This window comes from Streptosporangium sp. CA-135522, from assembly GCF_050949235.1.
GTDB lineage: Bacteria > Actinomycetota > Actinomycetes > Streptosporangiales > Streptosporangiaceae > Streptosporangium.
In genome coordinates, this window is record NZ_CP192026.1 from 8,736,183 (window position 1) to 8,761,506 (window position 25,324).

The 25,324-nt window shown below is 71.4% G+C and carries 19 protein-coding genes; 6 read left to right on the plus strand and 13 right to left on the minus strand.

Translation table 11 applies throughout. The features are described from left to right. Window positions 1-8: 8 nt before the first annotated feature. Window positions 9-917 (minus strand): 2-hydroxyacid dehydrogenase, encoded by a 909-nt coding sequence (locus ACQPYK_RS41150; protein WP_433244159.1) that lies wholly within the window; start codon window positions 915-917, stop codon window positions 9-11. 72 nt (window positions 918-989) lie between these two features. On the opposite strand from ACQPYK_RS41150, the gene ACQPYK_RS41155 reads away from it, so the two are divergent. Further along, window positions 990-2,126, plus strand: coding sequence for a PQQ-dependent sugar dehydrogenase (locus ACQPYK_RS41155; RefSeq protein WP_433244162.1), 1,137 nt, complete (start codon window positions 990-992; stop codon window positions 2,124-2,126). A 123-nt stretch (window positions 2,127-2,249) separates the two neighbouring features. Here the strand turns inward: ACQPYK_RS41155 and ACQPYK_RS41160 are convergent, their stop codons facing one another. The 3 genes from ACQPYK_RS41160 to ACQPYK_RS41170 form a co-directional block, all read right to left on the minus strand. Beyond that, on the minus strand, window positions 2,250-4,325 hold the full coding sequence (locus ACQPYK_RS41160) for a VanW family protein (RefSeq protein ID WP_433244165.1): 2,076 nt from the start codon (window positions 4,323-4,325) through the stop codon (window positions 2,250-2,252). An 87-nt stretch (window positions 4,326-4,412) separates the two neighbouring features. Beyond that, on the minus strand, window positions 4,413-5,084 hold the full coding sequence (locus tag ACQPYK_RS41165) for a response regulator (protein ID WP_433244168.1): 672 nt from the start codon (window positions 5,082-5,084) through the stop codon (window positions 4,413-4,415). Next, on the minus strand, window positions 5,081-6,850 hold the full coding sequence (locus ACQPYK_RS41170) for an ATP-binding protein (RefSeq protein ID WP_433244171.1): 1,770 nt from the start codon (window positions 6,848-6,850) through the stop codon (window positions 5,081-5,083). The genes ACQPYK_RS41165 and ACQPYK_RS41170 overlap by 4 nt, the downstream gene beginning before the upstream one ends. A gap of 180 nt (window positions 6,851-7,030) precedes the next feature. Here ACQPYK_RS41170 and ACQPYK_RS41175 point away from each other — a divergent pair, with 180 nt between their 5' ends. Genes ACQPYK_RS41175 through ACQPYK_RS41185 form a run of 3 tightly spaced genes read left to right on the plus strand, consistent with a single transcriptional unit; the run spans window position 7,031 to window position 10,038 of the window. After that, the gene (locus ACQPYK_RS41175; protein WP_433244174.1) at window positions 7,031-8,002 is read left to right on the plus strand and encodes a Bug family tripartite tricarboxylate transporter substrate binding protein; all 972 of its coding nucleotides are present in this window, start codon (window positions 7,031-7,033) and stop codon (window positions 8,000-8,002) included. Continuing rightward, window positions 8,002-8,538, plus strand: coding sequence for a tripartite tricarboxylate transporter TctB family protein (locus ACQPYK_RS41180; protein ID WP_433244177.1), 537 nt, complete (start codon window positions 8,002-8,004; stop codon window positions 8,536-8,538). Before ACQPYK_RS41175 ends, ACQPYK_RS41180 begins: the two co-directional genes overlap by 1 nt. Then, the gene (locus tag ACQPYK_RS41185) at window positions 8,539-10,038 is read left to right on the plus strand and encodes a tripartite tricarboxylate transporter permease (protein WP_433244180.1); all 1,500 of its coding nucleotides are present in this window, start codon (window positions 8,539-8,541) and stop codon (window positions 10,036-10,038) included. A gap of 267 nt (window positions 10,039-10,305) precedes the next feature. Here the strand turns inward: ACQPYK_RS41185 and ACQPYK_RS41190 are convergent, their stop codons facing one another. The 9 genes from ACQPYK_RS41190 to ACQPYK_RS41230 all read right to left on the minus strand — a co-directional run bounded on the left by ACQPYK_RS41190 (window position 10,306) and on the right by ACQPYK_RS41230 (window position 21,585). Continuing rightward, on the minus strand, window positions 10,306-10,656 hold the full coding sequence (locus ACQPYK_RS41190; protein WP_433244182.1) for a hypothetical protein: 351 nt from the start codon (window positions 10,654-10,656) through the stop codon (window positions 10,306-10,308). A 49-nt stretch (window positions 10,657-10,705) separates the two neighbouring features. Continuing rightward, entirely contained in the window at window positions 10,706-12,211 is a 1,506-nt protein-coding gene (gene gatB / locus ACQPYK_RS41195; protein WP_433244185.1) for an Asp-tRNA(Asn)/Glu-tRNA(Gln) amidotransferase subunit GatB, read from the minus strand. Between the two features lie 159 nt (window positions 12,212-12,370). Then, the gene (locus tag ACQPYK_RS41200) at window positions 12,371-12,949 is read right to left on the minus strand and encodes a hypothetical protein (RefSeq protein WP_433244188.1); all 579 of its coding nucleotides are present in this window, start codon (window positions 12,947-12,949) and stop codon (window positions 12,371-12,373) included. Next, window positions 12,946-14,034 (minus strand): AAA family ATPase, encoded by a 1,089-nt coding sequence (locus ACQPYK_RS41205; RefSeq protein WP_433244191.1) that lies wholly within the window; start codon window positions 14,032-14,034, stop codon window positions 12,946-12,948. Before ACQPYK_RS41205 ends, ACQPYK_RS41200 begins: the two co-directional genes overlap by 4 nt. Window positions 14,035-14,073: 39 nt before the next feature. Next, the gene (gene gatA, locus ACQPYK_RS41210; protein WP_433244194.1) at window positions 14,074-15,564 is read right to left on the minus strand and encodes an Asp-tRNA(Asn)/Glu-tRNA(Gln) amidotransferase subunit GatA; all 1,491 of its coding nucleotides are present in this window, start codon (window positions 15,562-15,564) and stop codon (window positions 14,074-14,076) included. Continuing rightward, window positions 15,561-15,860 carry an Asp-tRNA(Asn)/Glu-tRNA(Gln) amidotransferase subunit GatC gene (gatC, locus tag ACQPYK_RS41215; RefSeq protein WP_433244197.1) on the minus strand — a complete coding sequence of 100 codons (300 nt, stop codon included), beginning with the start codon at window positions 15,858-15,860 and terminating at the stop codon, window positions 15,561-15,563. Before gatC ends, gatA begins: the two co-directional genes overlap by 4 nt. Before the next feature lie 150 nt (window positions 15,861-16,010). Continuing rightward, complete coding sequence (locus ACQPYK_RS41220) at window positions 16,011-18,089, minus strand: putative bifunctional diguanylate cyclase/phosphodiesterase (protein WP_433259071.1); 2,079 nt, start codon at window positions 18,087-18,089, stop codon at window positions 16,011-16,013. Window positions 18,090-18,239: 150 nt separating this feature from the next. Beyond that, the gene (gene ligA / locus ACQPYK_RS41225) at window positions 18,240-20,420 is read right to left on the minus strand and encodes an NAD-dependent DNA ligase LigA (protein ID WP_433244200.1); all 2,181 of its coding nucleotides are present in this window, start codon (window positions 20,418-20,420) and stop codon (window positions 18,240-18,242) included. Window positions 20,421-20,580: 160 nt separating this feature from the next. Beyond that, a complete protein-coding gene (locus ACQPYK_RS41230; protein WP_433244203.1) occupies window positions 20,581-21,585 on the minus strand; it encodes a methionine synthase in 1,005 nt (334 codons plus the stop codon). A gap of 207 nt (window positions 21,586-21,792) precedes the next feature. Between ACQPYK_RS41230 and ACQPYK_RS41235 the strand changes: the two genes are divergently transcribed. Together ACQPYK_RS41235 and ACQPYK_RS41240 are read left to right on the plus strand one after the other, a co-directional pair. Beyond that, window positions 21,793-22,953, plus strand: coding sequence for a S8 family serine peptidase (locus ACQPYK_RS41235; RefSeq protein WP_433244206.1), 1,161 nt, complete (start codon window positions 21,793-21,795; stop codon window positions 22,951-22,953). A 101-nt stretch (window positions 22,954-23,054) separates the two neighbouring features. Next, window positions 23,055-25,262 (plus strand): protein kinase domain-containing protein, encoded by a 2,208-nt coding sequence (locus tag ACQPYK_RS41240; RefSeq protein ID WP_433244209.1) that lies wholly within the window; start codon window positions 23,055-23,057, stop codon window positions 25,260-25,262. The last annotated feature ends 62 nt before the right edge of the window (window positions 25,263-25,324 follow it).

Below are 25,324 nucleotides of genomic sequence, written 5' to 3' on the forward strand. Positions count from 1 at the left end.
GATCGCAGTCAGTATGAACCGGTGATCACGTTCTTGAGCGGTTCACCCGCCAGATGACGAAGGAGCTGGGAACGGAGAAGCCTCAGCAGGCGCCGCCCGGACGCCGGAGTGCTGCCCGCGACGTGCGGGGTGATGAACACTCCCGGAGCCGTCCACAGCGGATGCCCGGCCGGCAGCGGCTCGGGGTCGGTGACGTCCAGCGCGGCCAGGATCCGGCCCTTGCGCAACTCCGCGACGAGCGCGCCGGTGTCCACCACCCCGCCCCTGGCGGCGTTCACCAGCACGGCGCCGTCCTTCATCGCCGCCAGGAACGCCTCGTCCACCAGCCCGGTGGTCGCGGGGGTGGAAGGGACCAGCAGCACCACCACGTCCGCCAGGGGCAGCAGCCGCGGCAGCTCGTCCTGGCCGTGCACCTGCCCCCGCGCGGTCCTGGCCACCCGGACGACGTCCACCTCGAAACCGTCCAGCCTCCGCTCCAGCGCCTCGCCGATCGAGCCGTAGCCGACGATCAGCACCGTGGAGTCGGCCAGCACACCGGTGTGATGGTAGGTCCACTCGCCCTCCCGCTGCGCGGCGGCGAACCCGGGGAACTCCCGCAGCACGGCGATCATGGCTCCCACCGCCCACTCCGCGGTCCCCGCGTCGTGCACGCCCCGCGCGTTGCACAGCACCGCGCCCTCCGGCAGGTGCGGCCGGTAGGCGTCCACTCCCGCGGTGACGGTCTGCAGCAGCCGCAACCGGGTCATCCGGCCGAGCAGTTCCGCGACCCCCGCCACCGGCAGCAGCGGCGGGATCCAGACCTCGACGTCCTCCACCCCGCCGGGCACCGGCCCCGTGCCGTCGTAGACGACGCACTCCACATCGGGCAGATCACTCAGGACGTCGACGGCGGCTTTGGAGGGGACCCAGATCTTCATGGCTGCATTATCCAGGGTTCGTCCTGGAACCTCCCCCCGCACGTGACGGTATGAATGAAGAAGGAGGTTCGCATGATTCGGACGGCACGATCGGCTTCCATCCCGGCGGCGCCGGTGAGGGTGCTGCTGACGGGGCTGCTGACGATGCTGGCGGCGGTGCTGGTGACGGTGCCGGCGGCGGGGTGCTCGGCGGCTCCCGCCGAGCCCGCCGGCGCGGCTCGGACTCCCGGCTCCCCCGCCTCCGGCACTCCCCTCGCCGAGCCCCGCACCCTGGTGAGACATCTCGCCGTGCCCTGGGGCATCGCCTTCCTGCCCGGGGGCGACGCCCTGGTGACCGAACGCGACACCGCCAGACTGCTGCGGGTCACGGCTGCGGGCAGGACCACCGAGATCGCCAGGATCGGCGACGCGCGCCCCGACGGCGAGGGCGGCCTGATGGGCGTGGCGGTCTCCCCCACCTTCAACAGGGACCGCCGCGTCTTCCTGTACTTCACCGCCGCCCGGGACAACCGGATCGTGCGCTACCGCTACGACCGGGGTCTGACGAACGCCACCGTGATCCTCGACGGCATTCCCAAGGGGACCATCCACAACGGCGGCCGCCTGGCCTTCGGCCCCGACGGATACCTCTACGCCACCACCGGCGAGACCGGTGACCGCGCTCTCGCCCAGGACCTCGGCTCCATGGCCGGCAAGATCCTCCGCATGACCGCGGACGGTAAGCCCGCTCCCGGCAACCCGTTCCGGAACGTGCTGTGGAGCTACGGCCACCGCAATGTCCAAGGCCTGGCCTGGGACCGATCCGGCCGCCTGTACGCCAGCGAGTTCGGATCCGACGCGTTCGACGAGATCAACCTGATCAGAAAGGGCGGCAACTACGGCTGGCCCGAGGTCGAGGGCACCGGCGGCGGCTCCCGCTTCATCGACCCGGTCGTCACCTGGAGCACCGACAAGGCCTCGCCCTCCGGCCTGGCCTACGCCCACGGCTCCCTGTGGGTCGGCGCCCTGCGGGGCCGCAGGCTCTGGCAGGTCCCGGTCGCCGCCGACGGCACGACCGGCGCCCCGATCGCCAGATTCGACGGCCGGTACGGCCGGCTCCGCGCGGTCGCCACCGCTCCCTGCGGCTCGGTGTGGATCGGCACGAGCAACAAGGACGGCCGCGGCGACCCCGCCCCGGACGACGACCGCCTCCTGGTCATGACCCCGTGACGGGCGCGGGTCGCAGCCCGTCCCGGGTTCGCGCGGCGGTGGACGGGTGTCCCGGCCGGCCCCGGCGCGAACACCACCGGCCGCGCGCCGACCGGCCCGGGACCGCAGGGGAAACCCCGGAGGCTACTCGTTCTGGGGGGAAGCGGCGGGAGAGCACTTGAGGTCGGTCTCGGGCTTGTAGACGGTCTTCTTCGTCTCCCGCCTGACCTCCTTGCCGTCCTGCTTGAAGATCCGGGTCACGTCGATCGTGAAACCGTTCTGGCCGGCCATCGGGATGCACTCGGGGCCGCTGCCGGTCGCGCTCGTGAACGGGGTGACGGCGTAACGCTCGGAGGAGACCGACTCGATGTCGTAGCGCTTGGTGCTCCAGAAGGCGACCGTGACCCCGGTGTTCGTGAAGGAGGTCTTCACCAGCACGCCGTACTTGGAATCGTTCTTCCAGCGGAAGTCCGGCGCGGGCCAGGAGACCGTGGACTCGCGACCGGCCGGGTAGCGCGAGATGTAGAACTCGTGCGCCACGTGCTGGACGTCCTCCAGGCCGCCGAAGAACACCGCGTTGTACATGGTGGTGACGAACTGGGAGATGCCGCCGCCCACCGAGTCGACCAGCCGGCCGCCCTCGATCATCGGCGCCGGGACGAAGCCGCGAGCCGTGTCACGCTGACCGATGACGCCGTTGAGTGAGAAGGTCTCGCCTGGCTTGACCAGATAACCGTCCAGGAGCTTGGCGATCGTGCGGATGTTGGTCACCCGGGGCAGGCAGCAGTCGTAAGGGGTGGTGAACTCGCTGATCTTCTCCTTGATGCCGAGCCCGCGCGCCTCGGCCTCGGAGACGCGGGGCTGAACGGTCGTGAGGGCGACCGGGATCGTCCGGCTGCCGCCCTCGGTGACCATGCGGGCCACGGCTTCGGCGAGTTTGTCGTCGTCGATCCCCTTGCCGCTGCGGCCGGGAATCAGCTTCGGCGCGGCGCCGACGATCTGGAAGGTGGGCTCCTTGGGCGTCAGGGACGGATCGACGAGCCCGCTCTCCACGGTCGCGACCGCGTTTCTGGCGTCGAAGACCGGGCTCATGCCGCCGGAGCTGTCAGGCTCGAAGGACAGATGCGCGGCGAGGGTCTCCGCCGGGAGCAGGGCCTGCCTGCCCGCGTGGGTCAGGGTGACCGGACCCGACAGGGCCTTGCCCGCGTCGGCGGCGGCCTTCCTGACCGTCTCGGCCGTCACCTTGGGCTTGATCACCGAGATGGGCAGCGCGACCTCGCCGGGGGGACCCATGAAGGCCTTCCTGATGACGCGGGCCGTGGCCTCCCGTTCCAGCTCACGACCGTCGCGGGGGGTCACCGTGACCGGCTTGGTCCCCTCGAAGACGACCGCGCCCTCGCGTACCTTGAGATCGACCTTCTTGGCGAGCGCCGTGACGGTGCCGTCCATCCGCTCGGCGTCGACGGAGACCTTGGGGGTCAGCTCGGTCGTCCCGGTCAGCGCCCGCCAGACCTCCATCGGGGTCGGGAAGCCGCCGGGCGCCTGGTCGATGGTGGCGACGACGTCGAACTCCAGCCCGGCCTTCCCCGGGTCGATGGAGTATTTCCGGCCCGCGGCGCGGAGGGTCATCTCCCGGTCGGCCTCACCCGGCAGCCGATCCCTGAGCCTGTCGGCCGCCTCGGTCGCGGTCAGCCCGCCGATGTCGACGCCGTGAACCCGGGTGCCGGGCAGCATCTTGCCGGACATGACGAACGCGGGAACGGCGTAGGCGAGGCCGGCGAGCAGGAGCAGAAGCAGGACGACGGCGGCCGCCCTGCGGCCCCGGCGACGGCGCCGGGGCGGCTCCTCGAAGCGAGGCTGTTGCGGCTGCGGGGAGTCTCCGTCACCGCCGGACGTGAGCGAGGGCTCGTCACGGGAGGGGCGCTCGGGCCGGGCGGCCATCTGCCAGGGCTGCGGCGGCGAGGCCGCGGGCGGCAATCCCGCCGATCCCGCGGCGGGACCGGCGGACCGGCCGGGGCCGACCGGCCCGGCGGGACGATCGAATCCGGAGGGACCGAAGATGTCGGGCGAGACACCCGGGGGAAGCCGCGAGCCGCCCTTGGGCTTCTCGCCGGGAGGGACACCGGGATCGCGGGCACCCGGCCGGACCGGGCTCGAGGGGAGGGGAACCGCCGCGAACGGATCCGTCGGTGGGTCTATCGACGCTCCGGCGTTCCGCACGGCCTCCGTCTCCTCCTGCTTCGCAGTTTTTACCTTTGTTAACCCTAAACCACAACCGTTGGCCGACACCCGAAAAGCGGGAACGAATCATCCCGTCCACCGGTAGCGGTGTTCGGGCCGTCCGGCGGTGCCGTACCTCGGCCGGAGCTCGGCCTGGCCCGTCGCGCACAGGTATTCGAGGTAGCGGCGGGCGCTGACGCGGGAGAGCCCGGTGAGCGCCGCCGCCTCGGCCGCCGACACGTCGGTTCCGGACTCCCTGAGCGCGTCGGCGACCAGACCGCAGGTGGTAACGGACAACCCTTTGGGCAGCGGCGGCGTTCCTCCCTTGATCGCGCCGAAAAGCCGGTCCACCTCGTCCTGGCGAACCTCGGACCCGATCGCGGCGAGCTGCCTGCGGGTGCCGGCGTACTGTTCGAGGCGGTCGGTGAGCGCTCCGGCGGTGAAGGGCTTGATCAGGTAGTTCACCGCGCCGCCGCGCATGGCCGCGCGGACGGTGGCCACGTCACGCGCGGCCGTGATCACCAGGACGTCGACGGGGTGGGACACGCCCCTGAGGGTCGTCAGCACGTCGAGTCCGGACATGTCGGGCAGGTAGATGTCGAGCAGCACCAGGTCGGGCCGGTGCTCGGCCACCGCCGCGACCGCCGCCCTCCCGGTGTGCACCGCCTCGACCACGGTGAACCCGGGTACTCGCGCCACGTAGCCGCCGTGGATCCTCGCCACCATGAAATCGTCGTCCACGACGAGCACGCGGATCACTCCGCCGTCCCCACGTCCGCGCTTCCGTTTCCGATCACCCCGCGCGCCCCCGCCTCCGCGCTTCCGTTTCCGATCACCCCGCGCGCCCCCGCCTCCGCGCTTCCGCTCCCGATCACCCCGCGCGCCCCCGCGTCCGCGCTTCCGTTTCCGCGCGCCCCGATCGTCGCGGCGTCCCCGCGCCTGGGCAGCAGGGCGGTGAAGACGGCGCCGTCCGCGTTGTGCACCCGCACCCAGCCGCCCCGGCGGGAGCAGGCCTGCCGGGTCAGGGCCAGACCGAGACCGCGTGGTCCGGCGTGGGCGACCTTGGTCGTGAAGCCCTCGCGGAAGACCTCCTCGACCAGGCCGGGCATGATCCCCGGGCCGGAGTCGCCGACCCGGATGTGCAGGCCGTCTGCCTCGGTGCGGATCGAGACCTCGACCGTGCCCCCGATCCCTCCGATGCCGCCGATGCCCTCCAGGGCGTCGAGGGCGTTGGCCACCAGGTTGCCCACCACCAGCACGGCGTCGTGGGGGTCGCCGAGCGCGTCCTCCTCCACCCGGCAGTCCTCGGCCAGCACCAGGGCCGCACCCCGTTCGGCCGCCTCGGCGGACTTGGCCAGCAGCAGTGCGGCCAGGGTCGGGTCGGCGACCTTCTCCCGGATGCCGGACGCGTGCCGCCCGTAGGCCTCGGAGGTCTGGGTGATGTAGCTGACCGCCGTCTCGTGCTCGCCGAGCTCCAGCAGGCCGACCACGGTGTGCATCCGGTTGGCGAACTCGTGGGCCTGGGCGCGTAGCGCGTCGGTCGTACTGCTGGCCTGGTCGAGCTCGTGCGCCAGCCGTACCAGCTCGGTCCGGTCGCGCAGGGTGACCACCCAGCCGCTGCGCTGTTCGCGGACCGCCACCGGGGTCCGGTTGAGCACCAGCACGCGGTCGTGGTGGAGCACCACCCGGTCGTCGCCGGAATCCACGCCGTCCAGCACGTCCCGCATCCGGTCCGACAGGGGCATCTCGCGCAGGCCTCTGCCGACGTCGTGGGCCGACAGGCCGAGCAGCTCGCGGGCGGCGTCGTTGACCAGCGTCACCCTGCCCTGCAGGTCGAGGGCGAGCACGCCCTCCTTCACACCGTGCAGCACCCCCTCGCGCTGTTCGAGCAGGGCGGCGATCTCCCGGGGCTCCAGCCCGAAGGTCTGGCGGCGGACCCGCCGGGCGATCAGCGCGGCGGCCGCCGATCCGGCGAGGAGTACGGCGAGCACGGTCCACATCAGCGGCGGCAGCGCCGAGCCGAGCTCGTCGGCGACGGTGTCCTGGAGCACGCCCACCGACGCCAGGCCGATCACCCGGCCGGAGGAGTCGAAGATGGGGGCCTTGCCCCGCACGGAGCGGCCGAGCGTGCCGGTCTGGACACCGGTCCAGGTGTGGCCGCTGGTCAGGACCTCCGATCCGTCGGTGGACAGCCTTCCGCCGATGAGGGCCGCGTTGGGATGGGCGTAGCGGATCTGCTCCCGGTTGGCGATCACCACGTAGTCGGCGCCGGTGGCCTTCTGCACCCCCGCCGCGATCGGCTGCAGGCTCAGCTCGGGCCGGGGCCGCGCGAAGGCCTCGCGGACCTGGGGCAACCCGGCGACGGACTCGGCGATGGCCAGCGCGCGCTGCTGGTACTGCCGGTCGAGCTGGCTGCGGGTGTGTTCCATCCAGACGCCCGCCGTACCGCCCACCGCGAGGAAAACGATCACCGTCTGCAGCACGAACAGCTGGGTGCCGAGGGAGGCGTTGAGTAAGCGTCGCAAGAGTAAACTCCCTGGTCAGGGACTCATGAAAGCAGCCGGAGATAACGGCGGGGTCGCGGTGACCGTGACCGGCGTGACCAATACGACCGATACGACGGCAAGCTCGAAAAGGATCGACACCGTTATCTGGGACGCTCAGCATCCTCACCACGCTTTCATTCACGCTGTTTGGAGTTGACCATGCGTCTTCGGAGACTCACCGCCCTCGCGGTCCTGTCCCTCGCCGCCCTCACCGCGTGCGGCTCGGGTTCGGGCTCGGGCACGGCCGCCGGCACGCTGAAAATCATGGCTCCGGCCTCTCCGGGCGGCGGCTGGGACCAGACCTCCCGTACGGCGGCGGAGGCCTTCAAGTCGGCCGACCCGTCCCGCAAGGTGGAGGTCTACAACGTCCCCGGCGCGGGCGGCACCATCGGCCTGGCTCAGCTCGCCGGCGAGAAGGGCAACGGCAACCTGCTGATGACCATGGGCCTGGTCATGCTCGGCGCGGTGGAGCAGAACAAGTCGAAGGTCACGCTGGCCGAGACCACGCCCATCGCGAAGCTCACCGAGGAGTACGAGATCGTCGTGGTTCCGGCGGCCTCGCCGTACAAGTCGCTGGCCGATCTGGTGACGGCGTGGAAGGCCGACCCCGCCAGGATCGCGATCGCGGGCGGCTCCGCCGGGGGAACCGACCACATCGTGGCGGGCCTGATGGCCAAGGCCGCCGGGATCGATCCCAAAAAGGTCAACTACATCGCCCACTCCGGTGGCGGCGAGGCGCTCAACGCGCTGCTGGGCAACAAGGTCGCGATGGGCGTCTCCGGCATCGGGGAGTTCGCCGAGCACGTGAAGTCCGGCAAGCTCCGCGCCCTCGGCGTGACCTCGCCCGACCGCGTCGACATCGTGGACGCCCCCACCCTGAAGGAGGGCGGCTTGGACGTGGAGCTGGCCAACTGGCGCGGGTTCGTCGCGCCGCCCGAGCTGGACGACGCCGCCAGGAAGAACCTGACCGACCTGGTCACCAAGATGCACGACTCCCAGACGTGGAAGGAGGCGGTGGCCAAGAACGGCTGGATCGACTCCTTCCAGACCGGCCCGCAGTTCGCCGACTACCTCACGGCCGAGCAGGCCAAGGTCAAGACCATCATCGCGGAAATGGGACTCGTCTCCTGATGCGCTCCTCCGAAGAGCCGACCGGCGCCACCGACCACGGCGCCGGCCCGGCACACTCATGGCGGCGACCCGAGCTCGTCCTGGCTCTGATCGTCCTGGCGCTGGGCGTGTTCGTGATCGTGGGGACGGCGGACGTCAGCGCCGCCGGCTCCTCCCTCGGGCTGGGGCCCCGCTTCTTCCCCGTCATCGTCGGCTCGGCGCTGCTGCTGGTCGGGCTGTTCTACGTGATCGACGTGATCCGGGGCGGGCACGGTGATCCGGAGGAGAGCGAGGACGTCGACGTCGACGCGCGCGCGGACTGGCGGACGGTGGCGTCGGTGAGCGTGGTCTTCCTGGCCTTCGCCGTGCTGCTGGACCTGCTCGGCTGGATCATCGCGGGCGCGCTGCTCTTCTTCGGCCTCTCGGTGGTGCTCGGGGCCACCCGGCGGTTGCAGGCGGGTGTGGTGGCGATCGTGCTGTCCACCGTCACCTACCTGGCCTTCGTCAAGGGCCTGGGCGTGACGCTGCCCGCGGGGCTGCTGTCGGGGGTGATCTAGGTGGAGTCGTTGCGGCTCCTGATGGAGGGCTTCGCGACCGCGCTGACCCCGGTCAACCTGCTCTACGCGCTGGTCGGCGTCACCCTCGGCACGCTGGTCGGCGTGCTGCCCGGCATCGGCCCGGCCATGACGGTGGCGCTGTTGCTGCCGATCACCTTCACCGTCCCTCCGGCCAGCGCGTTCATCATGTTCGCCGGGATCTACTACGGCGGCATGTACGGCGGGTCGACGACCTCGATCCTGCTCAACACACCCGGTGAGAGCTCCTCGATGATCACCGCGCTCGAGGGCAACCAGATGGCCAAGCGGGGACGGGCCGCCCAGGCGCTGGCCACCGCCGCGATCGGCTCCTTCGTCGCGGGCACGATCGCCACCGGGCTGTTGGTCGTCGCGGCCCCGCTGGTGGTGGACTTCGCGATCTCGTTCGGTCCCGAGGACTACTTCGCGCTGGCCGTGGTGGCCTTCACCGCGGTGTCGTCGGTGTTGTCACGCTCGGTCGTGCGCGGGCTGGCCTCGCTGGGGGTCGGCCTGGTCATCGGGCTGATCGGCATCGACCAGCAGACCGGGCAGGCGCGGCTGACCCTGGGCGTGCCGCAGTTGCTCGACGGCGTCGACGTGGTGATCGTCGCGGTCGGCCTGTTCGCGCTGGGCGAGGTGCTCTACGTCGCCTCCCGGCTGCGGCACGGCCGGCCGGAGGTGATCCCGGTCGGCCGGGCCTTCCTCGGCCGCTCCGACTGGTCGAGGTCCTGGCGTCCGTGGCTGCGCGGCACCGCGCTCGGTTTCCCGTTCGGGGCGCTGCCGGGCGGCGGCGCGGAGATCCCCACCTTCCTGTCGTACTCGATCGAGAAGCGCCTGGCCCGCGGGGTCGCCCGCGAGGAGTACGGCAGGGGCGCGATCGAGGGCGTCGCCGGTCCCGAGGCGGCCAACAACGCCTCGGCCGCGGGCACCCTCGTCCCGCTGCTCACCCTGGGCCTGCCGACGTCGGCGACGGCCGCGATCCTGCTGGCGGCCTTCCAGCAGTACGGCCTGCAGCCCGGCCCCCAGCTGTTCGACCACAATCCGGCGCTGGTCTGGGGCATGGTCGCCTCGCTGTTCATCGGCAACACCATGTTGCTGGTGCTCAACCTGCCGCTGGCTCCGCTGTGGGCCCGGGTGCTGCGCGTCCCCCGGCCTTACCTCTACGCGGGCATCGTGCTGTTCGCCGCGCTGGGCGTCTACGCCCTCAACTCCTCCTGGGTGGAGTTGGTCATCCTCTACGTCCTGGGCATGCTGGGTTTCGCGATGCGCCGGTTCGGGCTTCCGGTGGCCCCGGCCGTGATCGGCATGATCCTGGGCCCGATGGCCGAGATCCAGCTGCGCCGGGCCCTGGCCATCGGCGCGGGAGACGTGACGGTCCTGGTCAGGAGCCCGGTCGCGGCGGCTCTGCTGGCGGTCGCGCTCCTGGTGCTGCTGGCCCCGCTCGCCCGGAAGCTGGTCACGCGTTCGTCACGGATCGCGTGAGACGCCCGGACAGCGGGCATATGTCAGGTGGTTCTTGGGGGTCCCGCCGCACTGGAGAGCGGCGGGGCCGCCTCCCTCCCGGGCACTACGGCGTCTCCAGGGAACCCGAGCCCTACGGCGTCTCCAGCGAGTCGACGGGCGCGTTCCGCAGGCGTAAGCCGTCCTCCGTCGCGAAGTAGGAGCAGGACGCCCACCCCGTGGTTCCCGCGGGCAGCCCGGAGACCGACCTGCCGCCCAGCCGGAAGCGGCACCAGCCGCTTGAGGAGCTCAGAATCTGGCCGTAATCGCCGTAGTAGAGAAGGCCGATCGCAGGCGAACTCCGTCGGCGATGATGGCGGCGTCTATTACGGGAGCGGCCACAAGCCCGGGAGTGGCAGCCTGAGCTGGGGCGACGGCCGTCAGCGCGCCACCGGCGACGGCCACCAGCATGATCACGAACGCCAAATGCCTTTTCACGCGTTCTCCGATCCTGGGGCTGGAAAGCACCAGAGGGAAAGGGGTGACTGACGTGATCACTGTGCAAGTAATCAATAATTGAGTCAATACATGCTTGATATGAAAAATCGGAATTACCACATACAAAAGGCCCGCCGATCTTTCGATCGGCGGGCCTTTCACAGCCTCGAAGAGACCTCTCGCGCACCCGCCCCGGCAGGCGCGCGGGGCGCTACTCGGAGACGCCGAGCCGCTCCAGCAGGAGCTCACGAGCGCGACCGGCGTCGGCCTTGCCCCGGCTGGCCTTCATGACGCCGCCGACGAGAGCGCCGACCGCGGCGATCTTCCCGCTGCGCACCTTGTCCGCGGCGGCGGCGTTGTCGGCCAGGACCTGGTCGATGATCGCCATCAGCTCGCCCTCGTCGTTGACGATCTGCAGGCCGCGCGCGGCCACCACCTCGTCCGGGGAGCCCTCGCCGTTCAGCACGCCCTCCAGCACCTGGCGGGCCAGCTTGTCGTTCAGCGCGCCGCCGGCGACCATCGCGCACACCCGGGCGATCTGGTCCGGGGTGATCTGGAGCTCGGCCAGCGAGACCGCGGCCTCGTTGGCCCGGCGGGCCAGCTCGCCCATCCACCACTTGCGGGCGTCCGCGGGCGGAGCCCCGGCGGCGACCGTCGCCTCGACCAGGTCGATGGCGTCGGCGTTGTGCATGGCCGCCATGTCGAGGTCGGACACGCCCCACTCCTGCTGGAGCCGCTTGCGCCGCGTGCCCGGCAGCTCCGGCAGGGCGGCCTTGAGCGAGGCCACCCACGCGGGGTCGGGAGCGATGGGCACCAGGTCCGGCTCCGGGAAGTAGCGGTAGTCCTGTGCCTCCTCCTTGGAGCGGCCCGAGGTGGTGGTGCCGGTGTTCTCGTGGAAGTGGCGGGTCTCCTGGAGGATCCGGCCGCCGTCGGCCAGGATCGCGGCCTGGCGCTCGATCTCGCCGCGGACCGCGCGCTCGACGCTGCGCAGCGAGTTCACGTTCTTGGTCTCGGTGCGGGTGCCCCACTCCGAGGAGCCGCGCGGCATGAGGGAGACGTTCACGTCGAAGCGCATGGAGCCCTCCTCCATGCGCACGTCCGAGACGCCGAGGCCGCGCATGACCTCGCGCAGCTCGATGCCGTAGGCGCGGGCGATCTCGGGGGCGAGCCGGTCGGTCCCCGGGATCGGCTTGGTGACGATCTCCACCAGCGGGATGCCCGCGCGGTTGTAGTCGACGATCGAGTAGTCGGCGCCGTGGATGCGGCCGGTGGCGCCGCCCACGTGGGTGGACTTGCCGGTGTCCTCCTCCAGGTGGACCCGCTCGATCTCGATCCGCACGGTCCTGCCGTCGACCTCGACGTCGAGGTAACCGTCGAAGCAGAGCGGTTCGTCGTACTGGCTGATCTGGTAGTTCTTCGGCATGTCCGGGTAGAAGTAGTTCTTCCGGGCGAAGCGGCACCACTCGGCGATCGAGCAGTTGAGCGCCAGGCCGATACGGATCGTCGACTCGATGGCGGCGGCGTTGGCCGTCGGCAGCGCCCCGGGCAGGGCCAGGCAGACGGGGCAGACCTGGGTGTTCGGCGCGGCGCCGAACGTGGTCGGGCAACCGCAGAACATCTTCGACGCCGTGCCCAGCTCGACGTGCGTCTCCAGGCCCAGCACCGGCTCGAAGCGCTCCAGCGCCTCGTCGTACGGCATCAGCGTTTCCGTGCTCATCGGTCGTTCACCATTCCTCGTTCGCTCCGCGGGGCCGCTCGTCCCTCGCGCGCCGCCACGCTCACTGCGTCGGGTCGTGTCGTGCTCATCGATCGTTCACCGCTCCGCTCCGCGGAGCGCCCGCCCCTCGCGCTCACCGCGCCGGGCCCTGTCCCATGCTCAAAGGTAACCAAGTCCCTTCAATGCGTTTCTCGTCTCGGCGACCCAGTCCGCGTAGGCGGGCACCTGGGCCAGGACCGCGAGATCGATGTTGCGTCCTATGTATTCGAAGTAGTCGCGGATCGGCTTTCCCCGCCGGGGGACGGTCGCGGCCAGGACCCTGGCGGGATCGGTGATCCTCTCGACGTCGCGCGGCCGGTTCGGCAGCAGGCCGAGGTCACTGCCCTCCAGCCCGGCCCACACATCGCGATCGGCCAGCAGCCAGGTCTCGGTCTCCCCCAGCCCGATGACCGGCACCAGGTAGTGCGAGTGGTAGCGGACACCGTCCGACTTACCGCCCGTCTTGCCGCGCTCCCGCATATCGTCGTGGGTGAAGAGCAGATGGCAGTCCGCGGCGAGCTCCTCCAGCGCCGTGACCATGTGCTCCCGATCGCAGGAGACGACCTCCGTCGCCTCGACGTCGACCGCGTAGGGCGACATCCACGTCAGCTCGCGCAGCTGCCGGGAGATGACGATGCCGAGGAAGGCCTCGTCGGCATCCCCCTCCGCGATCAGCCCGGGGACCAGAGGACGGCTCATGCCGCCGCGCCCAGGTATTTGCGGACCTGCCTGGGCGAGACGTACGTGCCCGGCTCGCCGTCCGGCTGGATCGGTTTGGCCACGGTCACCCGCGAGACCCGATCCCTGTCGGGATCGACGCGGACCGCAGTGTCCAGGAACGTCAGCGCGTCGGGCTCGGTCTGGTAGATCTCGGCGACCACCACCGGAGAGTGGCTGGTGAGGATCACCTGCCGGTACGGCTTCGCGCTTCCGGGCTCGGCGATCCGCTGCCGGATCCGGCGGAGCAGCTCGCCGAGACGGCTGGGGTGCACACCGTTCTCGATCTCCTCCACCAGGAGCGTGCCGGGGTGGTCCGGGTCGTGCAGGGCGGTGAGCAGGCCGAGGGTCCGCAGGGTCCCGTCCGACAGCAGCGCGGGCGGCACCGTTCCCTGCCCGTCGACGACCAGTTCGAAGGAACATTCCTCGCGGTCGACGCGGGGCACCAGCCCGACCACGTCGGGCAGCACGCCGGCGAGGTCGACCACGAGGTCGCCCAGCGCGGCCGTGCCCGCCATCCGCCCGAGCACCGCGGCGAGGTTGGACCCGTCGGCCGCGAGCGGTCCGCGGTCGGCCGCGGAGAACCGGCGGCGCATGGCCGCCGGCGACGGGGCGTGGCGCCGCCACGACTGGACCGTGCGGCGCGGAGTGACCTCCGGCTCCGGGTCCTCGACCATGAACTCCAGCAGCTCCTCCGGCAGCCGGTGGGCCACATGGCTGATGACGGCCCCGCTGGAGCGCGGGATCCTGAGCACCATCTCCGCGCCCACGTCGAAGCGGATCGGCACCAGCGCGCCGGGCTCCGGGGAGACCAGGGCCTCCACCGAGACGACGAACCCGGGAACGGGCGTTCCCCGCGCGACCCGGTGGAACTGCTCGCCCGGCAGACCCCGCCGCGCGTCGAGCAGCCCGCCGGAGCCGGCGATCTCGTCGGCGACGAAGCCGACGGCGTCGAACAGGTTCGACTTGCCGCTGGAGTTGGGACCGACCAGCGCGAGGAAGGGCGGCACGTCGAGGTCGAAGTTCAAGAAGGACTTGAACCCGTCGATCTCGATCCGAGTGATCATGCCGCCGTTCCCCCTGTCGCCCTATCGCCCTGAAAAGCCCTACAGCGCCGGGGCTTTGGACAGCAGGCTGCCGCCCCAGCGGTCTTCCAGGGCCTTCTCCACCGCCGCGGCGACCCGGTAGCAGCGGTCGTCGCCGAGCACCGGGGCCATGACCTGGAGGCCGACCGGCAGGCCGTCCTCGTCGGCCAGGCCGCACGGCACCGAGATGCCCGCGTTGCCCGCCAGGTTGGTCGGGATGGTGCACAGGTCGGCGAGGTACATCGCCATGGGGTCGTCGGCTCGCTCGCCGATCGGGAACGCCGTGGTCGGCGTGGTCGGCGAGATGAGCACGTCGACCTGGTGGAAGGCGGCCTCGAAGTCGCGGGCGATCAGCGTGCGGACCTTCTGCGCCTGGCCGTAGTAGGCGTCGTAGTAGCCGCTGGACAGCGCGTAGGTGCCCAGGATGATGCGCCGCTTGACCTCGGGGCCGAAGCCGGCGGCCCGGGTCAGCGCCATGACCTCCTCGGCGCTTCGCGTGCCGTCGTCGCCGACCCGCAGGCCGTACCGCATGGCGTCGAAGCGGGCCAGGTTGGACGAGCACTCCGAGGGTGCGATCAGGTAGTAGGCAGGCAGGGCCGTGGTGAAGGAGGGGCAGGAGACCTCGACGACCTTGGCGCCGAGCGACTCCAGCAGCTCGACGGTCTCGTGGAAGCGGGCCAGCACGCCCGGCTGGTAGCCGTCGCCGCCGAACTCCCTGACCACGCCGACGCGCAGCCCGGCCACATCGCCGTTGCGCGCCGCCTCGACCACCGAGGGCACCGGGGCGTCGATGGAGGTGGAGTCCATGACGTCGTGGCCGGAGAACGCCTCGTGCAGCAGCGCCGCGTCCATGACGTTACGGGCGAAGGGGCCCGGCGTGTCCAGGGAGCTGGCGAAGGCGATCACGCCGTAGCGGGACGAGCCGCCGTAGGTCGGCTTCATGCCGACGATGCCGGTGACCGCGGCGGGCTGGCGGATCGAGCCGCCGGTGTCGGTGCCGGTCGACAGCGGGGCCTCGTAGGCCGCGACCGCGGCGGAGGAGCCGCCGGAGGAGCCGCCCGGGACCCGGGACAGGTCCCACGGGTTGCGGGTGGGGCCGTAGGCCGAGTTCTCCGTGGAGGAGCCCATCGCGAACTCGTCGAGGTTGGTCTTGCCGAGGATCACCAGCCCGGCCTCGCGCAGGCGGCGCGTCACGGTGGCGTCGTACGGCGGGCGGTATCCCTCAAGGATCTTGGACCCGGCCGTGGTCGGCATGTCGACGGTGGTGAAGACGTCCTTGTGCGCGATCGGCACGCCGGCGAGCGGGCCGGGCCTCTCCCCGGCGGCCAGGCGGGCGTCGACGGCGCGCGCCTGCTCCAGCGTCGTCTCCGCGTCGACGTGCAGGAAGGCGTTGATCTGCGGCTCGACCGCGGCGATCCGATCGAGGTGCGCCTGGGCGACCTCGACGGCCGAGACCTCTCCGTTGGCGACCAGCGCGCCGAGCTCGGCGGCGGACTTGTGGATGAGGCTCATGCTTCCTCCCCGAGGATGCGCGGAACACGGAAGCGGCCGTCCTCGACCGCCGGGGCTCCGGACAGCGCCCGGTCGGGCGTGAGGCCGGGCCGTACCTCGTCGGGACGGTAGATGTTGGTGAGCGGGAGCGCGTGCGAGGACGGCGGGATGTCGTCGGCCGCCACCTCGGCGACGCGGGCGACCGCACCGATGATCACATCGAGCTGGGCGGCGAAGTGGTCGAGTTCCTCGTCGGCCAGCGCCAGCCGGGACAGCCGGGCGAGGTGAGCGACCTCGTCGCGGGTTATGGCGGACATGAGTCGTTGAACCCGTTTCGTGGAATGGCAATTGGACACTGTCATCTTAGGGCTCGTGACCTAACGTGCCTGACCCATTAACGCGTCGGCGACCACGTCGGACCGCTCAGAAGATCCGCCGGCGGGGACGACGGGCTCGCCGGCGGCGGGCTAGGCCGTCTGCGGGTCGAGGACCTCGGAGCTCAGGAAACGGAAGGCGGGCGTGGCCGGGTCGCGGTGCTTGCGCAGCCAGACGGTGGCGTCGGCGGCGGACATGGGCTCGGCGAACAGCCAGCCCTGGGCGAGGTCGCACCCCATGTCGGCCAGGCGGGTGGCCACCTCGGCCGACTCGACGCCCTCGGCGACCGAGCGCAGGCCCAGGGAGCGGACCAGGTCGACGATGGAGCGGACGATCCGTTCGTCGTCCTTGGACTCGCGGATCCTGCGGACGAACGAGGCGTCGATCTTGACCTCGGCGACCGGCAGGCGCTGCAGGCGGACCAGCGAGGAGTATCCGGTGCCGAAGTCGTCCAGCGCGAGCGGCACGCCGAGCGAGGTCAGGGCGCGGACCGCGTCGGCGGTGTAGGCCTGGTCGGTCATCAGGATGCGCTCGGTGACCTCCAGCTGGATCGCCTTGGGCGGCAGCCGGTATTGGGCGAGTCCGGCCTCCAGCCGGTCGGGGAGGGCGGAGTCGAGCAGGTCACGGGCGGAAACGTTTACCGATATCTGCTCGTGCAAGCCGGTATGCCACCAGTGCGCCGCCTGCTCCAGGGCCGCGTCGATGACGTACTGGGTGAGGTGCCGCATGAGATACGACTGCTCGGCCATCGGCACGAAATCCCCCGGGGAGATCATTCCCCGTTCCGGGTGACGCCACCGCAGCAGCGCCTCCACGCCCCGCACCTGCCCGTTGGCCAGGTCGAGCTTGGGCTGGTAGTGCAGCCGCAGCTCCGAGCGGTCGATGGCCCTGCGCAGATCGCCGATGAGGTTGAGCCGCTCGGGGCTGTTGCGGTCCTTGCCCGCCACGTAGATCTCGACGCCGGTCCGTCCCTCCTTGGCCAGGTACATCGCCACGTCGGCGCGTTGGAGCAGCAACTCGAAGTCCGGCGCGTGATCCGGGTAGAGAGCGATGCCGACCGAGGCGTCCAGGTCGAAGGTCATCCCCTCCAGGCGGACCGGCTCGGTGAGGGCCACCCGCAGCCGCGCGGCCACCTCCCGGGCCGCGGCGGCGTCCCTCACCGAGGGCAGCAGCACCGCGAACTCGTCGCCGCCGAGCCGGGCCACCACGTCGCCCGGCCGTACGCTGTGGGTGAGCCGATGGGCCACGATCTGCAGCAGCCGGTCGCCCACCGGGTGCCCCAGCGTGTCGTTGACCTCCTTGAACCTGTCGAGGTCGAGCAGGAAGAGGCCGACCCGCTCGCCTATCCGCGCCTCGGCGAGCGCCTCTTCGGTGCTGACCACGAGCATCTTGCGGTTGGGCAGGCCGGTGAGACCGTCGTGCATCGCCTGGTGGTCCTGGCGAACCGACAGGGTGGCGGTGAAGTAGACCGCGGCCATCGGCGCGACGAACAGCGGCACCAGCGCCGGCGAGTGGTTCATCACCACCACCACCGGCGGGGCCAGGCCGAGCAGCCCGGCGTAGACCAGGCTCTGGTGGCCGATCGTGGTCCTGATCACCCGGTTGATCGATCGGCGCTCGTGCAGTGCCACCGCGCCGGAGACGAGCAGCGCCCGCACGACGAAGTAGGCGAGCCCGGCCGGCCCGATCGCCAGGAGGTCGGACCCGGCGGGCACCCAGGAGGCGCCCGGGACCCCGTGGCGTCCGAGCAGCACGAGCACCACCCCGGCCGCGGTGCAGGCCAGCGTCGCCTGCGCGATGTTGAACATGACGCGGTGCCATGCCTTGCGGGTGACGACGCTGTTGACGATCATGCCGACCGTCTGCATCAACACGGCGGCCGGCAGTCCGTAGTGGAGCAGCGCGGCGAAGGTGAACATCGTCGACGGGTAGGTGCCGCCCACCGTCATCGACGACGACAGCAGCACCGGCCGCAACTCGCCCAGCACGACCAGGACCGTCAGCATCCAGAACATCGGGCTGCGGGCGAGGCCCGCCAGCTCCAGCGGCCCGATCTGCCACTGCGCCACGGCGAGGGCGATGAACCCGATCGTGATGACGACGGCGAGGTAGGCCCACAGGGGTGAGCCCACGCGCGGTCCGGTGTCGCGTGTGTCGTTTGGGTCGGCCATGAGTAACAAAACCCCCATTAGTTCACTATGGGAGAGTACGGCCTCTGGGCCACTTCGCGAAACCGGTTGCGCACGTTCCGTTACCAGTCATTTCAAGCAATCGCGGCACTAAAGCCCTTATCCCCGATCGTTCTTCCGGCTCGTCCCCGGTCACTCCTCCGGTTTGACCGCCATGCCGGCCGCCGCCTCCGGGCCCTCCGTCAGAAGGACCCGCAGGCCGTCCTCGTCGAGGATCGGCACACCGAGCTTGGCCGCCTTGTCGAACTTGGAGCCGGCGTTCTCGCCCGCCACCACGAAGGAGGTCTTCTTCGACACCGAGCCCGACACCTTGCCGCCCCGGCTCGCCAGGACCGCGCCGGCCTCGTCGCGGGTGAAGGCCGCCAGCGTGCCGGTCACCACGAAGGTGAGCCCCGCCAGGGTCTGCGGGAGCTGCTCGGCCGGCGGCTCGTCCACCATCCGGACCCCCGCGGCCCGCCACCGCTCGACGATCTCCCGGTGCCAGTCGACCTCGAACCAGTCGTGGATCGCGGTGGCCACGCGCGGGCCGACGCCCTCGACCGCGGCCAGTTCCTCGGCCGAGGCCGCCGCGATCGCGTCGATCGAGCGGAACTCGGCCGCGACCGCCTGGGCGGTGGGCGGGCCGACGTGCCGGATGGAGAGCGCGACCAGGACCCGCCAGACCGGCTGGTCCCTGGCCTTGTCCAACTCCTCCAGCATCTTCTCGGCGTTCTTGCTCGGCTCGCCGCTCTGGTTGGCGAAGAAGGAGACGACCTTGGGCTCACCCGTCTCCGGGTCGGTCTTGGGCAGGCCGGTGTCGGGGTCGCGGACGACCGACCGGATCGGCAGCAGCCGCTCGATGGTCAGGTCGAACAGGTCGGCCTCGGTGCGGACCGGCGGTTCCTGCGGGGGCAGCGGCTGGGTCAGCGCGGTGGCCGCCACGTAACCCAGGCCCTCGATGTCGAAGGCCCGGCGTCCGGCCGCGAAGAAGATCCGCTCGCGGAGCTGGGCGGGGCAGGCCCTGGTGTTGGGACAGCGCAGGTCGGCGTCGCCCTCCTTCTCGTAGGCCAGCTCGGTGCCGCACTCCGGGCAGTGCGTCGGCATCGTGAACTCGCGCTCGGTGCCGTCGCGCAGGTCCGCGACCGGTCCGACGATCTCGGGGATGACGTCGCCCGCCTTGCGCAGCACCACGGTGTCACCGATGCGCACGCCCTTGCGGACCACCTCCGAGCCGTTGTGCAGCGTGGCGCGCTCGACCGTGGACCCGGCCACGACGATCGGCTCCATGACGCCGTACGGCGTGACCCGGCCGGTGCGGCCCACTCCCACCTGGATGTCCAGGAGCTTGGTGTTGACCTCCTCGGGCGGGTATTTGTAGGCGATCGCCCAGCGGGGCGCCCGGCTGGTGGAGCCCAGGTTGCGCTGGAGCTCGATGCGGTCGACCTTCACCACGACGCCGTCGATCTCGTAGGCGGGGTCGTGGCGGTGCTCGCGGTAGAACTCGATGAAGGCGTCGATGCCGTCGAGGTCGTCGACGACCTTGTAGAGGTCGCTGACCGGCAGGCCGAACCCCCGCAGCCGCTCGTAGATCTCCGACTGGGTCGGGGGCAGGGCGACCCCCTCCCACGTGCCGATGCCATGAACGATCATGTGCAGCGGGCGCTGCGCGGTGATCCGCGGGTCCTTCTGCCGCAGCGAGCCGGCGGCCGAGTTGCGCGGGTTGGCGAACGGCGCCTTGCCGGCCTCGACGAGCTGCTCGTTGAGCTTCTCGAACCCCTCGACGGGCATGTAGACCTCGCCCCGCACCTCCACCAGGTCGGGCACGTCGTCGCCGGCCAGGCGGTGCGGCACGCCCGCGACGGTGCGCACGTTGGCCGTCACGTCGTCGCCCACGCGGCCGTCGCCCCGGGTCGCGGCCCGGATCAGGCGGCCCTTCTCGTAGACCAGCGCGATCGCCAGGCCGTCGATCTTCAGCTCGCACAGGTAGGGCGCCGGGTCTCGCTCGGCCAGCCGCTCGGCCCGCGCCCGCCAGGAGGCCAGGTCGTCGGTGTTGAAGGCGTTGTCCAGGCTCTCCATCCGCTTCAGGTGCGTGACCGGCGTGAAGTCGCTGGAGATCGGGGCGCCGACCTTCTGCGTGGGCGAGTCGGGCGTGCGCAGGCTCGGGTGATCCTCCTCCAACTGCCGCAGCTCGCGCATCCACGTGTCGTACTGGGCGTCGCTCACGGTGGGCGAGTCGAGCACGTGGTAGCGCCAGTTGGCCTCCTCGGCCAGCTCGGTCAGCTTCGCGTGCCGCTCCAGCGCCCGCACCGGCACACCCTCGACCTCAGCGCCCATCGCCCAGCTCTCCCCTCGTCAATCCAACCAAGGGAAACGCTATCGCCGAGCACCGACAACGCGCGGCGCCCTTACCCGGAGATGGGCAACCCCCGTCGGGGCTTCGAGCCCGCCGGGGCCGCCGGGATCGGCCGTGGTGGTCACCCGCCCGGCCCGGCGGTCACTCGCCGGGGTCGTCCCTCAGCACGCGGGCCGCCTCCCGGACCTTGGCCAGCGCCGCCCTGGCGTAGGCCGGAGACGCTCCGGCCAGTCCGCAGGCGGGGGTGAGCACGACCTGCGTGGCCACGGTGGCGGCCGGGAAGCCCAGGCGGCGCCAGAGCTCGACGGCGGGCCTGGCCACCACGCCGACGTCGGGCAGCCGGGAGTCCACGCCGGGCACGACGCCGAGGAAGAAGGCCGTCCCGGCTTCGAGCGACTCGCCGATGGCGTCCTCGTCACGTCTCCTGAGCAGGGAGGCGTCCAGCGACACGCCTCTGACGCCCGCGGCGCGCAGCACGCCGAAGGGCACGTCCGGAGCGCAGCAGTGCACGATCGCGAACGCGTCCGCGGGCAGCGCCGCCCCGAGCCGCTCGGCGGCGATCGGGGCCTCGACGGCGGCCAGCCGCCCGAAGCCCGACGCGGTCGGCACCGTGCCCGCCAGGACACCGGGCAGTCCGGGCTCGTCGAGCTGGACCACGATCTCCGAGGCGCCCGGCACCCTGCGGCGCACGTCGGCGACGTGGGCGGCGAGCCCCTCGGCGAAGGAGTCGACCAGGTCGCGCACGGCTCCGGCGTCGGCGATCGTCTTGTCGCCGTGGCGCAGCTCGATCGCCCCGGCCAGCGTCCAGGGACCGCACACCTGGATCTTGAAGGGTCCCCGATACCCCTGGGCCGCCTCCTCCAGCGCGTCGAGGTCGCGCACGAGATGGTCGCGGGCCCGCTTGAAGTCGCGTCCCGGCCGGTCGGCGAAGCGCCAGCCGGACGGCTGCACCTCCACCGGGAGCTCCACCAGCAGCGACGCGGTGCGGCCGACCATGTCGGCGCCCACTCCGCGCGCGGGCAGCTCCGGCAGGTACGGCAGCGCGGGCAGCTCGCCGAAGACGACCCTGATCGCCTCCGCGTGGTCCTCTCCCGGGTGCGACCCGATGCCGGTCGCGGTCGCCTCACCCCACGGATATTCGCTCATGCCCGCTCCCCGCCACGCACGTCGGAGAACGAGCGATCACCGGCGCGCCCGACGGCACGCCCGCCTCGCTCGTTCACGACAGCCAGCTTAGGACCGCCGGACGCCGCCGCTCGCCCGAGCGGTCGCGGGCCGCCCGTCCCCGCCGTGACAACACTTGATCAAGTTGAGTAGGGTTCTGCCGGTTATCCACCCGTATTGGGGGAACGCATGGTGATCGGTCGGATTCTCGCCGCGGTGTCGCTGCTGACGGTGGTCACGGCGCCGGCGGCTCCGGCGGTCGCGTCCGCGGCGGCGGAGCCCGAGAAGTGCGCCCCCGAGCGCGGCACGGTGAAAATCGCGGAGTCGTGGGGCCAGAAGCGGCTCAACCTGCCCGACGTGTGGCGGCTGACCAAGGGCTTCGGGGTGCCCGTCGCGGTCATCGACAGCGGCCTGGACACCACGCATCCCCAGCTGAGGGGGGCCCGCGCGGAGGACGTCACCGGCACCGGGCCGCGCGACTGCTACGGCCACGGCACCGCGGTGGCGGGCATCATCGCCGCCGTCCCGCGCGACCGGGTCCTGTTCTCCGGGGTCGCGCCGGAGGCCAAGCTGATCTCCGTCAAGTACACCACGGGGCGCGAAGGACAGGTCGGCATGCTGGTCCAGGCCATCGCGAAGGCCGTCGAGCTCGGCGCCAAAGTGATCAACGTGTCGACCCAGGCGGCCGACCAGCCCGACCTGAGCAACGCCATCGCCTACGCACTGTCCAAAGACGTGGTGGTGGTCGCCGCGGCCGGCAACGTCAGCAAGGAAGACGGCTCCCCCGTGCCCGCCTATCCGGCCTCCTACCCCGGCGTGCTGTCCGTCGGCTCCGCCGGTCCCGACGGGCGGAGGGCCGACTCCTCCAACTCGATCACGCCCGTCACCGTGCTGGCTCCCGGCACGGACCTCACCGTCCCCTGGCCCTTCCAGGTCTACGTGGAGAAACGGGAGGGCACCAGCTTCGCCACGGCGTACGTGTCCGGGGTCGCCGCGCTGGTCCGCTCCCGCTACCCGGATCTGACCCAGGCGGAGGTGGTGCGGCGCATCGAGCTGACCGCGGACGGCCGCTCCGGGACCGGCACCGGAAAGGGACTGGTCAACCCGCTGCAGGCCGTCTCGGCGATCCTGCCGTCGGAGACGGTGGCGCTCGCGCCGCCGGCACCCGCCCCGCTACCGGCCGACGCGATCCGGCACGCGCCGCCGGAGGACACCCTGAGCGTTTCGGTCGCGACCTGGATCGCCCTTCTGTCGCTCGCCGCCGTCGTCCTGGTCACGCTGGGTAGCGTCACGATTCCAGCGGGCCGCCGTCGCAGATGGCAGCCGGGAACCCCGGATAACAGATCGTGAAAGACCTGTGAAATCAGTGAACTCTAGTGCCCATGTTTGCTTTGATAGGCATAGATCAACTTATTAGTAGCTTTAACGGTAGTTGAGGTGGAAGGATTGCAATGGGGGATTTCAACCCATTACTGCCGGGGGATCCGGAGCGCGTAGGCGTTCACGTCCTCGTCGGGCGGCTCAGCCAGGACCCTCAGCAGGCCGTGTACCTAGGTCACCTGCCCGATGAGGAAACCCTCCGCGTCATCCGCGTGCTCGCCCCACGCCCGGAAGCCACTCCCCAGGCCCGCGAGCAGATCACCAACGGGCTGCACGCCGCCAAACGCGTCTCCGGCGCGCACACCGCCAAGCTGATCGAGGTCGGCTGGTTCGACGACTCCCCCTACATCGTCCGTGAGCACGTCGAGGGCCGCTCCCTGCGCCAGACGGTCGCCGCCGACGGCCCGCTGACCGGCGACGCGCTCGAACACCTCGCCGTCACCACCCTCACCGCGCTCACCGCCATCCACCTGGCCGGCCTCACCCACGGCACCCTCACTCCCGACACCGTCATCCTCGGCCCCGACGGACCCCGCGTCTGCGACATCGGCCTCGGCATCATCGGCGGCGAACCCGACTACCGCGCCCCCGAGATCCTGCACGCCGAGTTCAACCCCGGCGCCGCCCCCACCGCCGGCAGGCCCGCGGACCTCTTCTCCTGGGCCGCCGTCCTCGCCTACGCCGCCAGCGGCCAGCCGCCCTTCGGCGGAGAGCCCGGCCGCGTCCTGGAAGGTCCCGCCGACCTCACCGGCATCCCGGCCGAACTCGCCGCTCTCCTGACCTCCTGCCTCGACAAGAACCCCTACGAGCGCCCCGACACCAAGACCGCCATGCTCCGCCTCCTCGGCGAGCAGTCGGCGATCGTGATCACCGGGGACGACACGTGGCAGGATGAGGCGCTGCCGGCCATACCGCAGCAGCCCGCTCCGGCGCAGGCTCCGCCGCCGACCGGCTGGGGCGCGCCGCCGCTTCCGCAGGACGCCGCCCAACCGGCACAGGCGACGTTCGTGCTGCAGGGATCGGCCCAATCCGGCGAGCGGCCGAAGCGCGGCGGCCTGTCCCTCGTGCTGGTCGCCTGCGTCGGCGTCGTCGCACTGCTGTCCGGGCTCGGCCTGTGGGCCGCCGGAAGCTACACCTCCCTCGGCGACACGAAGCAGGCGGCCGCCAACGGCGCCGTCCCCCACGCGTCTCTGGGACTGGTCGATCAGGGGCAGGGACAGGGACAGACCCAGGACGGCGGGCAGGGCATCGGCGTCGGGGAGGATCCTCCGGACAAGGTGACCGTTCCCTGGGCCAGCACGCCCGACCCGCAGGACCCGGGCGTCGAGCCGATGCGGCTGAACACGACCGATCCGACGGTTCCGGTCCCGTCGATGACCTCCTTCGTCACCCCGCCGGCGATCCCGACCAACGCGCCCGTGCCGCCGACCACCGCCCCGACGGCGGCTCCGACGGCGACCTCGGCGCCGACACCGGCCCCGACCGCGACCGTGACCGTCACCCCGACCCCGTCGCGGACGCCGACGTCGAAGGTCGATCCGACTCCGGCTCCGACGGCGACGCCGTCGCCGAGCCAGCCCGCCACGCCGACCCCGAACGTCACGCCGACGGCCAGCGTCACGCCCACGCCGAGCGTCACGCCGACGTCCAGTGTCACGCCCACGCCGAGCGTCACGCCGACGCCGACGCCGAGCGAGCCCGCCACGCCGACGCCGACCGCCAAGCCGACGCCCTCCTCGACGATCACCGCCAGGCCGACGCCCAAGCCGTCCTGGACGTACACCCCCAAGCCGACGCCCAAGCCGACCTCGACGTTCACCGCCGAGCCGCCGAAGCCTCCCACGGCGACCGCCAAGCCGGAGCCGAAGCCGTCCCCGACGCCCTCGACCATCGAACCGACCACCGCCAAGCCGGAGCCGAAGCCGTCCGCCTCGACTCCCCCGGCCTCGCGTCCCAACCCCTACACCGCGCAGCAGGTCTGCGGATCCGGCTACTACCAGCAGCGCTCCGCGTCCTTCGCCGGTGGGGCCACCTACCAGTTCTACAACACCTCCACCGGCAACACCTGCGTGGTCACCATGAAGACCGCCGACGTGGGCACCTCCACCTCGGTCTGGGCCACCCTGGAGGTCCAGGGCGGCGGGTCCAAGACCGAGCGCGGTAACTTCGAGTACTACGCGGGTCCCGTCTACCTTCCCTCCAAGGGCAAGTGCGTCCGCTTCACCGGCGGCGGACCGGCCGGCAACACCGGCGACACCGCCTGGGCGAACTGCGGATGATCCCGTAGGGACCGGAGAGGATCAGAAGAACCAGCGGGCCCGGGTCCCGTACGGCGTGCCGT